Annotated in this window: 15 protein-coding genes; 10 read left to right on the top strand and 5 right to left on the bottom strand. The window is 69.3% G+C overall.

Going from position 1 to position 12,125, the window contains the following annotated elements:
- The gene (locus tag BN4252_RS00695) at positions 1-936 is read right to left on the bottom strand and encodes a DUF808 domain-containing protein (protein ID WP_066524182.1); all 936 of its coding nucleotides are present in this window, start codon (positions 934-936) and stop codon (positions 1-3) included.
- A 101-nt stretch (positions 937-1,037) separates the two neighbouring features.
- Here BN4252_RS00695 and BN4252_RS00700 point away from each other — a divergent pair, with 101 nt between their 5' ends.
- Positions 1,038-1,373, top strand: coding sequence for a hypothetical protein (locus BN4252_RS00700; protein ID WP_066524184.1), 336 nt, complete (start codon positions 1,038-1,040; stop codon positions 1,371-1,373).
- A gap of 3 nt (positions 1,374-1,376) precedes the next feature.
- Positions 1,377-1,847, top strand: a complete 471-nt coding sequence (locus BN4252_RS00705; protein WP_066524190.1) for a nucleoside/nucleotide kinase family protein — start codon at positions 1,377-1,379, stop codon at positions 1,845-1,847.
- Here the strand turns inward: BN4252_RS00705 and BN4252_RS00710 are convergent.
- Together BN4252_RS00710 and BN4252_RS00715 are read right to left on the bottom strand one after the other, a co-directional pair.
- A complete protein-coding gene (locus BN4252_RS00710; RefSeq protein WP_066524193.1) occupies positions 1,844-2,380 on the bottom strand; it encodes a DUF402 domain-containing protein in 537 nt (178 codons plus the stop codon). The two genes, BN4252_RS00705 and BN4252_RS00710, sit on opposite strands and share 4 nt — an antisense overlap.
- A gap of 2 nt (positions 2,381-2,382) precedes the next feature.
- A complete protein-coding gene (locus BN4252_RS00715) occupies positions 2,383-3,102 on the bottom strand; it encodes an Rv1157c family protein (protein WP_066524195.1) in 720 nt (239 codons plus the stop codon).
- Positions 3,103-3,256: 154 nt separating this feature from the next.
- On the opposite strand from BN4252_RS00715, the gene BN4252_RS00720 reads away from it, so the two are divergent.
- The 8 genes from BN4252_RS00720 (at position 3,257) to BN4252_RS00755 (ending at position 10,548) form a co-directional block, all read left to right on the top strand.
- Positions 3,257-3,583 carry a hypothetical protein gene (locus BN4252_RS00720; RefSeq protein ID WP_066524197.1) on the top strand — a complete coding sequence of 109 codons (327 nt, stop codon included), beginning with the start codon at positions 3,257-3,259 and terminating at the stop codon, positions 3,581-3,583.
- Between the two features lie 76 nt (positions 3,584-3,659).
- Positions 3,660-5,576: a translational GTPase TypA gene (gene typA, locus BN4252_RS00725; RefSeq protein WP_066524199.1), complete on the top strand. Its 1,917-nt coding sequence runs from the start codon at positions 3,660-3,662 to the stop codon at positions 5,574-5,576.
- Positions 5,577-5,654: 78 nt separating this feature from the next.
- The gene (locus tag BN4252_RS00730) at positions 5,655-7,316 is read left to right on the top strand and encodes an ABC transporter family substrate-binding protein (protein ID WP_078056692.1); all 1,662 of its coding nucleotides are present in this window, start codon (positions 5,655-5,657) and stop codon (positions 7,314-7,316) included.
- On the top strand, positions 7,313-8,218 hold the full coding sequence (mshB, locus tag BN4252_RS00735) for an N-acetyl-1-D-myo-inositol-2-amino-2-deoxy-alpha-D-glucopyranoside deacetylase (protein WP_066524200.1): 906 nt from the start codon (positions 7,313-7,315) through the stop codon (positions 8,216-8,218). The genes BN4252_RS00730 and mshB overlap by 4 nt, the downstream gene beginning before the upstream one ends.
- Positions 8,199-8,555 (top strand): hypothetical protein, encoded by a 357-nt coding sequence (locus BN4252_RS00740; RefSeq protein ID WP_096877729.1) that lies wholly within the window; start codon positions 8,199-8,201, stop codon positions 8,553-8,555. Before mshB ends, BN4252_RS00740 begins: the two co-directional genes overlap by 20 nt.
- A gap of 16 nt (positions 8,556-8,571) precedes the next feature.
- Entirely contained in the window at positions 8,572-8,895 is a 324-nt protein-coding gene (fdxA, locus tag BN4252_RS00745; protein ID WP_066524203.1) for a ferredoxin, read from the top strand.
- Positions 8,896-8,899: 4 nt separating this feature from the next.
- Positions 8,900-9,994 (top strand): succinyldiaminopimelate transaminase, encoded by a 1,095-nt coding sequence (gene dapC / locus BN4252_RS00750; protein ID WP_066524204.1) that lies wholly within the window; start codon positions 8,900-8,902, stop codon positions 9,992-9,994.
- On the top strand, positions 9,991-10,548 hold the full coding sequence (locus BN4252_RS00755; protein WP_066524208.1) for a GtrA family protein: 558 nt from the start codon (positions 9,991-9,993) through the stop codon (positions 10,546-10,548). Before dapC ends, BN4252_RS00755 begins: the two co-directional genes overlap by 4 nt.
- Here BN4252_RS00755 and BN4252_RS00760 read toward each other — a convergent pair.
- Together BN4252_RS00760 and BN4252_RS00765 are read right to left on the bottom strand one after the other, a co-directional pair.
- The gene (locus BN4252_RS00760; protein WP_143341136.1) at positions 10,506-10,739 is read right to left on the bottom strand and encodes a hypothetical protein; all 234 of its coding nucleotides are present in this window, start codon (positions 10,737-10,739) and stop codon (positions 10,506-10,508) included. The two genes, BN4252_RS00755 and BN4252_RS00760, sit on opposite strands and share 43 nt — an antisense overlap.
- A 60-nt stretch (positions 10,740-10,799) precedes the next feature.
- Positions 10,800-12,098 (bottom strand): IS256 family transposase, encoded by a 1,299-nt coding sequence (locus tag BN4252_RS00765; RefSeq protein WP_066524212.1) that lies wholly within the window; start codon positions 12,096-12,098, stop codon positions 10,800-10,802.
- Positions 12,099-12,125 lie beyond the last annotated feature (27 nt).

Genomic DNA, 12,125 nt, shown 5'->3' on the forward strand with positions numbered 1-12,125 from the left:
CTACTTCGCGGCCGCCGGCTCCCCAGCGCCTCGCGCCCGGCGCATCAGCGCCACCACGCCCAGCACGATGAATCCCGCGATCAGCCCGGCCACGAGCGACACGCCCGTCTCGGCCATCCAGCCCAGCGCGCCGCCGCCGGCGGCCTCCACGCCGCGCTCGGCGATCTCGTGCGGCCAGTGCCAGCCGATCACCTCGTCGAAGCCGCGCACCACCAGGTGGCCGCCGACCCAGAGCATGGCCACGGTGCCGATCACGCCGATCACGTTCAGCACGTGCGGCATGCCCTTGACCAGCACGCGCCCCAGCTTCGGGGCGTTGCCGCGCTCGATCATGCCGCGACCGATGTCGTCCACCTTGACCAGCAGCGCCACCACGCCGTACACGCCGAAGGTGAGCATGATGCCGACGACGATGAGGACGGCCGCTTCCATCCAGATGGGCTGGTCCGCCACCTCGTTCAGCGAGATGATCATGATCTCGGCGCTGAGGATCAGGTCGGTCCGGATCGCGCTTTTGACCAGCGAGTCCTCGTCCTCGGGCGTCTTGTTCGCGGCGCGCTCCTGCTCGGCGGCGCTGTCGGCGGTGAGCTTGTGCGCGATCTTCTCGGCGCCCTCGAAGCACAGGTAGGTGCCGCCCACCATCAGGATCGGGGTCAGCGCCCAGGGCGCCACCGCGTTGAGCAGCAGCGCGACCGGCAGGATGATCAGCAGCTTGTTGCGCAGGGAGCCTTTGGTGATCTTCCAGATCATCGGCAGCTCGCGCGCCGGGGTCACGTTGGAAACGTACTGGGGGGTCACCGCGGCGTCGTCGATCACCACGCCGACCGCCTTGGTGGAGGTCTTCACGGTCATCGCGGCCACGTCGTCCGCGGAGGCCGCGGCGGTGCGGGCGATGAGGGCTACGTCGTCGAGCAGTGCAAGCAGGCCGCCGGCCATGGGGTTCCCTTCGGTCGGGGTAGGGGGAGCGGTAGTTAAAGGTACCAGGGCGCGGCGGAGCCGGAGTACACTCGCAACCCGATCAGATAAGGAGCATGTGCTTGTCGACGCCCCCTTCAACCCGCCCCTCCGGCCGCCACCGCGTGCAGGTTGGCGACGTGGCCTACCTGCGCACCGAGGCCTCGGACGCGGCGGGGGGCGCGTGGCTGAAGTACACGGCCACCGACCTGCACGAGCCGCAGAAGGAGCTGCTGGCCGGTGACCCGGACGTGTGGGGCACCGCGGCCACGCCGGGCCGCCTGTTGACCATCAGCTGTATCCAGCCGCCCTTCTACGCCCCTTCGGTGCGCAACGCGGGGGGGGGTTGGCAGCTCGCGGGCGTGGTTGGCCCGGTGCCGGGCTCGCTCGGCCCCGCCCCGATCCTTCCCGCCGGGTGACCGATGGCCCCGTACACATTGCTTATCGACGGCCCCTCAGGCGCCGGCAAGACCACCCTCGCCCTGCAGATCGGCGAGGCGCTGGGCATCCCGGTGGTGCACTTGGACGACTTCTATCCCGGCTGGGGCGGGCTGGCCGAGGGGGCGCGCATGGTTGCCGAGGACGTCCTCGACCCCGAGCGGCCCGGGTACTGGCGCTGGGACTGGAAGCTGGGCCGCAGGGCCGAGTGGGTGGCGCTTCCCCCCGGCGGGGACGTGATTGTGGAGGGGGTGGGCGCGGTGACGGGGGCGTCGATAAGCAAGGCCCGAAAACGCGGGGACGTGGACACCATCCGGGTGGTGGCCGAGCCGGGCCTGCGCAAGGCGCGGGCGCTGCGGCGCGACCCCGGCTACGCCGAGTGGTGGGACATGTGGGCGGCGCAGGAGGCGCGGCTCGGATCCGTGGACGTGGACGTGGAGGTCAGGCGGGCCTAGCCGGCGGGGGCGAGCTCCACCTCGTCCGCCCAGGTCAGCTCGATGCCGAGGGTGCGCAGCCACTCCATCGGGTCGTCTTGGTGGCGGGTGATGCCCTCCACCGCGGTGAGCGTGACGTCGATGGCGCGCTCCGCCTCCTCCGCGGTGATCAGGCCGGCCGACGTCGCGGCCGCCAGCTCGTCGATGTCCAGCACGTCGATGGGGGAGCCGGTGAGCGAGACCAGGTCGACGTAGAGGTCGCGGGTGCGCCAGACGTCCCCGTCCACGTCGATCTGCGCCACGTCGAAGTAGAAGTCCTGCTCCTCCTCCACGCCCTCGCGGAAGTGGAAGATGTTGGCGCGCAGGCCCAGCTCCGGCAGCAGCCAGCTCTCCAGGTAGCCGAAGCGCGGGTGGTTCGCGCCGCGGGCCATGTACAGCCCGAAGTCCGTGACGCGGAACGTGTCCACCTCCCGCAGGAAGCCCTTCGGGTCGGTGTTGGTGTTCGAGGACGTGTCGAACGTCTCCTGCTTCACCGGGTGGAGGTCGGCGCTCATGATCACCTCACGGAAAAACTCGCGGCTGTTGGGGCGAAGGCGCAGACGTTGGCGGTGGTGCGCACGTTACCGTCCACGACTGCCAGCACGCGGCCGGGACCGGTGCTGGCGGTGCCGGACAGGGTTGCCGGCCCTGCTGGGTTAATCCCGTTGTTGCCCAGCGGCGTTACCCCGGTGCGGAACGTGTTCAGGTTGATCCAGTACACCTTCATCTGGCCCTGGTCGCGCGCGGCGGCCGGGGTGCCCAGCGCGGTGAAGACGAACGTGGCCTGCCCCGGGCCCGCGCCCGGGGCGGGGGAGGTGGCGGGGCCGGGCACCACCAGCGCCGAGGCGGTGGAGTGCAGGCCCTTGCCGATGCAGTTGCTAGACACGGTGGGCCAGTAGAACTGGGTAAACGGGGGAGCGTCGGCGGGCAGCGGCGGCCCCCCGAGCTCGCCGGTGCCGCCGAAGAAGCTCACGGCGCTGCGCAGGGCGTTGGCCACGTCTTGGGGCACGTAGGGCTGGTCCGCAAACTCGTTGACCTTTGCCTGCGTGTACGGCGTGGGGCGGCCGAGCTCGTCGAGGTAGCGGTGCGAGGAGAGGCTGGAGGCGGGCACGGCGGGCGCGGGCGCGGCGGGCGCAGCGGTTGCGGGCGCAGGCGACGCAGGCAATGCGGCCGCGGCTACCACGGCGACGGTGGCGGCTGCGCGGATGGCGCGGGCTGCGGGGCGGGAAACAGGCACCTACGCCACATTAGTCACATTGGTAACAGCGTCAAGGCGAATCGTTGAAGAACCGCAAAGTTTCATGCGATATTCCCGCCCGCCGCGCCCGCCTCCGTTCCTTCCGTACCATTGGTGGTGTCCCCGAACCGAAAGGCAGAAAGGACCGACCGAAGTGCGAACCGAAACGTTTGTCACCAGCCTCCCGTTGGACGAGATCGAGCGCCGCCTCAGCGGGTTCGAGAACTTCGACCTCAAGGAGAAAACCAGCGAGGAGCTGACCATCAACGTCGGCAGCGGCCTCAAGTACCGCTTCCTCGGCGTCTACACCAACCCCCAGTACCAGGCCCCCATCGAGATCGCCGCGTCCGACAACGGCGACGGAACCGCCACCGTGGAGCTCTCCGCCCGCGCGCAGGGCATGCTCAACTCCGCGACGAATCAGCAGTGCTTCGAGCGCGGCTACGGGGAGATCCGCGAGGTGCTCGAGGGGCGTCGATAAGCAATATGCTCCTTGCGGGGGTAGTGTTTAACCGTTCATACCGCCGATAAACCGATAAACAAGGAGTAGCGGTTAAGTGTCGCACCCTGAATTCCGAAACGTAGCCATCGTCGCCCACGTCGACCACGGCAAAACCACCCTGGTCAACGGCATGCTGGAGCAGTCCGGCGTGTTCGGCGACCACGGCGAGCACGGCGACCGCGTGATGGACTCCGGCGAGCTCGAATCGGAGCGCGGCATCACCATCCTGGCCAAGAACACCGCCATCCGCCGCGCCGGCGCCGGAAAGGACGGCCGCGACCTGGTCATCAACGTCATCGACACCCCGGGCCACGCCGACTTCGGCGGCGAGGTGGAGCGCGGCCTGTCCATGGTCGACGGCGTCGTGCTGCTTATCGACGCATCCGAGGGGCCCCTGCCCCAGACTCGCTTCGTGCTGGGCAAGGCGCTCGAGGCGAAGAAGCCCGTGATCATCTGCGTGAACAAGACCGACCGCCCCGACGCGCGCATCGACGAAGTGGTCGAGGAGGCCCAGGACCTGCTGCTCGAGCTCGGCGCCGCGCTCGAGGATCCGGACGCCGCCGAGGCCGCCGAGAACCTGCTCGAGCTGCCGGTGCTCTACGCCTCCGGCCGCGCCGGCCGCGCATCCTTCAATAACCCCGGCAACGGCGAGCTGCCGGACAACGAGGACCTGCAGCCGCTGTTCGACGTGATCTACGACGTGCTGCCGGAGCCGTCCGCCGACCTGGACGCGCCGTTCCAGGCGCAGGTGACCAACCTGGACTCCTCCTCCTTCCTCGGCCGCATCGCGCTGATCCGCGTGTTCAAGGGCACCGTGAAGAAGGGCCAGACCGTGGCGTGGGTGCACTACGACGCCGACGGCAACCAGCACGTTAAGAACGTCAAGGTGGCGGAGCTTCTGGTCACCCAGGGCCTCGACCGCGTGCCGGCCGAGGGCGAGGTTGTGGCCGGCGACATCGCCGCCATCTCCGGCGTGGACGACATCATGATCGGCGACACGCTGTGCGACCCGGAGCACGTCGAGCCGCTGCCGCGCATCAAGGTCGATGACCCGGCGATCTCCATGACCATCGGCGTGAACACCTCGCCGATGGCCGGCCGTAACGGCGGCGACAAGCTCACCGCCCGTATGGTCAAGGCGCGCTTGGACCAGGAGCTGATCGGTAACGTGTCCATCAAGGTGCTGCCGACGGACCGCCCCGACGCGTGGGAAGTGCAGGGCCGCGGCGAGATGGCGCTGACCGTTCTGATCGAGACGATGCGCCGCGAGGGCTTCGAGCTCACCGTGGGCAAGCCGCAGGTGGTGACCAAGGAGGTCGACGGCAAGACGTACGAGCCGTACGACCACATGGTCATCGACGTGCCCAGCGAGCACCAGGGCGCCGTGACCCAGCTGCTGGCTAACCGCAAGGGTCAGATGACCTCCATGTCCAACGCCGGCTCCGGTGACTGGGTGCGCATGGAGTTCGACGTGCCGTCGCGAGGCCTGATCGGCTTCCGCACCACGTTCTTGACCGAGACGCGCGGCGCCGGCATCGCCAATTCCTACTCCATCGAGGCCCGCCCGTGGGCCGGCGAGATCAAGGGCCGCCCGACCGGTTCCCTGGTCGCCGACCGCTCCGGCCAGGTCACCGCGTACGCACTCCAGCAGCTCGCGGACCGCGGCGACTTCTTCGTCGAGCCGGGCGCGGAGACCTACGAGGGCATGGTCGTCGGCGCGAACTCGCGCGACGAGGACATGGACGTGAACATCACCAAGGAGAAGAAGCTGACCAACATGCGCTCCGCCACCGCGGACGCCACGGTCACGCTGCAGAAGGCGCGCACCCTCTCCCTGGACGAGGCCATCGAGTTCTGCGACGACGACGAGTGCGTCGAGGTGGCCCCCGAGGCGATGCGCGTGCGCAAGATCATCCTCAACGCCACCGAGCGCGGCCGCGCCCGCTCCCGCGCAAAGCAGCTGAACAAGTAGCGCGCGATACGTAGCGCGCGATACGTAGCGCGCGCCCGGCGGGGGCAGCCAGCCGCGGCGGGTTAGGATCGGGGGCAAATGCGTAGCTCCCTTTCCCCCGCCCGCCGCTCGCTGGCCGCCTGCGCCGCCGCCGCCCTGTTGGCCGGCACCGCAGCCTGCGCCGCCAACCCCGGCCCGCCGCCGCTCGCGTCCCAGGACGACCTGGACCGCTACGGCCCCACCACCGAGGCCACAACCGCGGCCACAACCGAGGCCACCGCCACGGTCACCACCACCGTGACCACCCGCAAGCCCGCGCCGGCCACCCCGGAGCGCGTGGAGGTGCAGGTGGGCATCGACCCGGTGCGCAGCGGCTTCAACCCGCACCTGCAGTCCGACGAGCAGGCCAGCGTGCGCGCCATCGCTGACCTGGTCCTGCCCAGCGCGTTCGTGAACGGGCAAAAGAACGCAGATCTCCTGGTCAACGCCTCGCCGCTCGTCAACTCGCCGGACGCGATGACGGTGCGCTACGTCATCGCCCCGGAGGCGCAGTGGTCCGACGGCACGCCCATCAACGGCGACGACTTCGTCTACCTCTGGCGCGCCATGCGCTCCACCCCCGGCACGGTGGACCCGGCGGGCTACGACGCCATCTCCAACATCCGCGTCTCCGGCGCCGGCGCGAAGACCGTCGACGTGGACCTGCGCACCCCACTGCGCAACTGGCGCGAGCTGTTCACCTACCTCGTGCCCTCGCACCTGCTGCGCCCGGACGCGTCGGACTTCGCGGAGGCGTTGCGGTACTCCATCCCGGCGTCCGCCGGCCGCTACCTCTTCTCCGGCGTGGATACCTCCCGCGGCGCGGTGACGCTGAACCGCAACGACCGCTTCTGGGGCGAGCACCCGGCGGAGGTGGAGGTCCTCGAGCTGCAGTACGTGCGCAGCACCACGCAGATGGCGGACCAGCTGCGCTCGCACCAGCTAGCGTACGTGGACCGCACGCCCGACGAGACCACGATGCGCACCATCGGCCTGCTGCCCGGCACGCAGGTGCGCGCGGTGCCGGGCCCGCGCACGCTGGGCCTCACCGCCACCTCGGACCTGCCGCTCGCCGCGCGCAGGGAGCTTTTTTCGCTTGTCGACGCCCCCTTGCTCGCCTCTATCGCCACCGGCAGGACCGCCGAGTTGGATGTCCCGCCGCGCAGCCCCGCCACCGCGCCCGCCACCGCACCCGCCACCGAGGCGCTCGCGGCCCATACCGCGCTGGCCGGCCCGCTGCGCATCGCCGCCGACCCAGCGGACCCCGCCGCCTACGCCGCCGCCCGCTCCCTGGTGGACCTGCTGGTCTCGCGAGGCGTCAAGGCGGCCGTGGTGACCACCGACCCGGCCAGCCTGATGTCCACGATGCTGCCCAGCGGCGAGATCAGCGCGGTGGTGGGCTGGCGCCTCCACACCGGGACGAGCACCGAGGTGGCGGGCCGCGCCGCCTGCCCGCCGCACGCGTTCCGCGCCGCCAACGTCTCCGGCTTCTGCAGCGCCGAGACGGAGAAGCTGGCCGCCGACGCGCTCACCGGCGCCGTGCCCGTGGAGCAGGCCGCCGCGCAGCTGGAGCAAATCGAGGCGGACGAGGCGCTGTGGCTGCCCATCGTCAACGAGACCCGCGTGGTGGCCCTCGGCGCGGGCATCATCGGCCCCGACCCGGACCTGGCCAACTGGCCGGGCAGCCTGGAGACGGCCCCCACCTGGAAGGAACAACCATGACACAGCCGCACACCGCAACACCCGCCACCGCACCCCGCGACCTGGCCGGCTACCGCGCCGTCTTCGTCCACGCCCACCCGGACGACGAGGCCATCACCACCGGCGGCGCCATCGCGGACCTCGCCGCCAGGGGCGCGGACGTCCTGGTGGTCACGTGCACGCTGGGGGAGGAGGGCGAGGTCATCGGCGAGACCTACCAGCACCTGGTCGCGGACGAGGCTGATCAGTTGGGTGGGTTCAGGATTGGTGAGCTGGGGGCGTCGATAAGCAACATGCGCGCGCGGAGCGAGTTCCTCGGCGGGGCGGGGCGCTTCCGCGACTCCGGCATGGCCGGCTCGCCCGCGAGCCGCAACCCCCGCGCCTTCGTCAACGCCGGGCCCGAGGCCGTGGAGCTGCTCGCTGGCATCCTGCGTCGCGAGCGGCCCCACCTGGTGGTCACCTACGGACCCGACGGCGGCTACGGCCACCCCGACCACATCCACGCCCACGAGATCGCGCACGCCGCGGCCGAGCAGGTCGGGGTGCCCCGCATCCTGTGGGCCGTGCGCCTAGCGGAGGGGACCGCCGCGCTCATGCCGGACCGCGCGCCGGACGGCTGGCGGCTGCCAGAGGACGGCGAGCTCGACGGGGTGGAGCGCTCCGATATCCGCCTCGAGCTGAACGACGCCGCCTACTCCGCCAAGATCGAGGCCATGCGCGCCCACGCCACGCAGCTGTGGATCGCGGACGGGCGCGTCTCCGCGACCAACCCGCACGGCGCGCTCGCCGAGGGCCCCGTGGTCTACTACGCCCTGAGCAACCTGATCGTGCAGCCCATCCAGCGCGTGGAGCACTACCAGCTCGGCGCGGGCGTGCCCGTCACCGACCCCAGCGGCGGCCTCCTTGGCGGCATCGAGCGCTAGCTACCCGCGCGGCGAGGTGATCCACGCGTACCTGTGGCTCGCCGGCTTCGCGCTGCTCGCCGCGCTGCTCCAGGCGGTGTACCTGGAGGGGTGGAGGGCGCCGGTTGCGGTGGCTGCTGCCGCAGCGTTCAATTCGGTGCTTTCGAGGGCAGCTTGCTTATGGACGCACACCACAGCCGTCACCCTCATCCCAACCGCAGCATGGGTCGCCGGCCTGTGGCTGGTGGCCGCCACGGTGCCGGGGATGGCGGAGGTGCTGGTGCCCGGCAACCCGTGGGCCGTGGCCCTCGTGGTGGCGGGAATCGCCGGAGGCGTTTGGCCCATTGCGCGGCGGTAGTGCCATACTTGTCTCCATGACTTACGTGATCGCTCAGCCTTGCGTGGACGTGATGGACCGCGGGTGCGTGGAGGAGTGCCCCGTCGACTGCATCTACGAGGGCAAGCGCATGCTCTACATCCACCCCGACGAGTGCGTGGATTGCGGCGCCTGCGAGCCCGCCTGCCCGGTGGAGGCCATCTTTTACGAGGACGACGTGCCGGACGAGTGGGGCGAGTACTACGACGCCAACGTCGGCTTTTTCGACGAGCTCGGCTCGCCCGGCGGCGCCGCAAAGACCGGCCCGCAGGACTTCGACCACCCCTTCGTGGCCGCGCTGCCCCCGCAGAACCAGGACTAGCGCCATGCAGCGCACACCCTTGGGTGACGTGTTGCCGGATTTCCCCTGGGACACCATCGCGGACGTCAAGGCGCGCGCGGCGGCCCACGAGGGCGGGCTGATCGACCTGTCCGTGGGCACGCCCGTGGATCCGGTCGCGCCGTCCATCCAGCTGGCGCTCGCCGAAAACGCCGCCGCCCCGGGCTACCCGCAGACCGCGGGCACGCCCGAGCTGCGCCGCGCCCTGGCGGCCGCGACCGAGCGCCGCTTTGGCGCCGCGGGGCTTGGCGAGCGCGCCGTGCTGCCCGTGATCGGCACCAAGGAGGCGATCGCCTGGCTGCCCACGCTTCTGGGCATGCGGGGGCGCACCGTGGTGATCCCGGAGGTGGCGTACCCCACCTACGAGGTGGGCGCGCTGCTCGCTGGCGCCGACGTGGTGCGCTCGGATCAGCCCGTCGACGGTGCCTCGCTGGTCTTCATCAACTCGCCGTCGAACCCGACTGGCCGCGTCCTCGGCGTCGACGAGCTGCGCGCGTGGGTCGAGTTCTCCCGCCGCACCGGCGCGATCATCGCCTCCGACGAGTGCTACATGCTCCTCGGCTGGTCCGCCGAGCCGGTCTCCATCCTGGACCCGCGGGTCACCGGCGGCGACAATACCGGGCTGCTCGCCATCCACTCGCTGTCCAAGACGTCCAACTTGGCGTCCTACCGCGCAGGCTGGCTCGCCGGCGACGAGGCGCTAGTCCAGGAGCTGCTGACCCTGCGTAAGCACGCCGGCCTCATGGTCCCCGGTCCCGTCCAGCACGCGATGATCGCCGCGCTCGAGGACGATGTGCAGGAGCAGGTGCAGCGTTCGCGCTATGCGGGGCGTCGACTAGCACTGCTCAAAGCCCTGGATGAGGCGGGCTTCACTATCGACGACTCCGATGCCGGCCTTTACCTCTGGGCGCGGCGCGCTGGCGAAAGCGCGCGCGACCTGCTCGACTGGCTGGCCGAGCGCGGCATCCTCGCGGCACCCGGAGACTTCTACGGGCCGGCCGGCGCCGCGCACGTGCGCATTGGGCTGACCGCGCCCGACGAGCGCATCGCGGAAGCAGCGCGACGGATCACGGCCGCGTGACCGGCGCACCAGCAGCCGCACCAGCCGCCGAGGTGTCGCGGGCGCACCGCCTGGCGGCGGGGGCGCGTGAGTTTCTGAGGTTCGGCATCGTCGGCGGTTCCGGCGTCGTGGTGAACCTGGCAGTGTTCTACCTTGCAAACAAGGGCCTGGAGATCGGGCTCGGCCTGCACGCCAGCGACGCGGTGATGCAGCTCGGCCCGACGCGCTTCAACGTGCGCTGGTACCACGTGCTGTCCACCTTGGCGTTCTTGCTCGCTAACACGTGGAACTACCAGCTGAACCGCTCCTGGACATTCCGGGGCACCGTGCAGCGCTCGTGGCTGCGCGGCTTCTTCCCGTTCCTCGCCACCGGCGCGGTTGCGTTCCTGGTGTCGCTGACGTGCATGACGCTGTTGATGAACCCGACGTCGCCAGTCGCGCTGCCCGCGCACATTTTCGACGACTCCTCCGGCCTACGTACCAAGTCCTTATGGGCGCAGGCGATCTCCACGCTGATCGCTATGCCGGTCAACTATGTGATCAACAAGCTGTGGACCTTCGGCTCCGCGGCTTGAGTGGGTGGTGGGTCTGTGCCGAAGAGTTGTTCCATGGCGCCGAAGTTGGCGTGGTGGGGGTTTTTCGCGGGGTAGCCGCGCGGTGAGACCCAGGTGGGCCGCCCGTGGGCGGTGTCGATGCGGCCGCGGCCGTTTGTGCGGCCGGTGATCGGCTGGTCGTCGTCGTTGATGCGGTTGTGGTAGCGACACACCGGCACCAGGTTGGCGAGGTTCGTCGAGAGTGTCCGATTGTTTGTGTGCGGGGGCTTAGTTTACAAGTAGTCCGCGAATCGGTCGGGGTATGCCACGGCTAGTTGGTTGATGGCTTGTTTCCACCCGGTGGCTTTCGCCCCTTCAATATAGCCGTTGGATTCGGTTACCCGTTTCGCTTTCTTCGCCCGCTGGGCGGCGCGCTTGTCTTCGATGTTGCAAATCATCAACCACAACGTCTTCAACGCCGCGGTATCGTTCGGGAACTGGCCCCGGTTCCGGGTGGCTTTGCGCAACTCAGCATTAAGCGACTCGATCGAGTTCGTGGTGTAGAGCACCCGGCGGGCCGCCGGAGGGAACTGCAGAAACGGCACGAACCGGTCCCACGCGTCGCGCCACACCTTCACCGATTGCGGGTAGCGGCGCCCAAGCTCAGATGCCTCGAACGCGTCTAGGGCGGCACGGGCGGTGTCCTCATTCGGTGCGGTGTAGACCTTCCGCAGCGCTCGGGAGACGGGTTTGCGGTCCTGGTAGGACACCCACCTATTCGCCGCCCGGATCAGGTGCACGATGCAGGTTTGCACCATGGAATTCGGCCACGTCGCTTCGACCGCCTCGGGCAGGCCTTTGAGTCCGTCGCAGCAGACGATGAACACGTCTTGCACCCCACGGTTGGCAAGGTCAGCGCATACGGATGCCCAAAATGCGGCACCTTCGGTATCAGCGATCCACAACCCCAAGATGTGTTTGATGCCGTCCATGTCCACGCCAACGGCCATGTAGCAGGACTTGTTGCCCACGCGGTGGCCGTCGCGGATCTTGACTCTAAGTGCGTCGAGGAAGATCACCGGGTAGAACTCATCTAGCTGGCGGTTCTGCCACAGCATCACCTCATCGAGCACCGCGTCGGTGATCGTGCTGATGGTATCCGGGCTCATGTCCACCCCAAGGGTGGTTGCAAGGTGGTGCTGGATGTCGCGCACGGTCATCCCACCCGCGTACAGGGAGATGATCATGTCATCAAGCTCGGTGAGCCTGCGGACACCTTTGGGCACCATCTGCGGGCGAAACGTCCCCGCCCGATCCCTGGGCACGGTCACTTCCAGCGGGCCATAGCCAGAATCCACGGTTTTGGTGTAGGACCCGTTGCGGTGGTTACCACCATCACCGGTATCTACCTGGGCTTTGGCTTTGCGGTCGGAGTGCTCGTAGCCCAAATGGGCGTCCATCTCCGCCTGCAGGCCAGCGTTGATCGATGCCTGCAAAATTGACCAGCACACGGGCCTGGCGTCGTCGGTGGAGGTGGAGAGCTCCCCGATGAGCTTTGCGAGCTCGGGGTTATCCATCAGCTTCTCGCTGATCGCGTTGACCCTCGACGGGTCATAGCC

This window comes from Corynebacterium bouchesdurhonense, assembly GCF_900078305.2.
Lineage (GTDB): Bacteria > Actinomycetota > Actinomycetes > Mycobacteriales > Mycobacteriaceae > Corynebacterium > Corynebacterium bouchesdurhonense.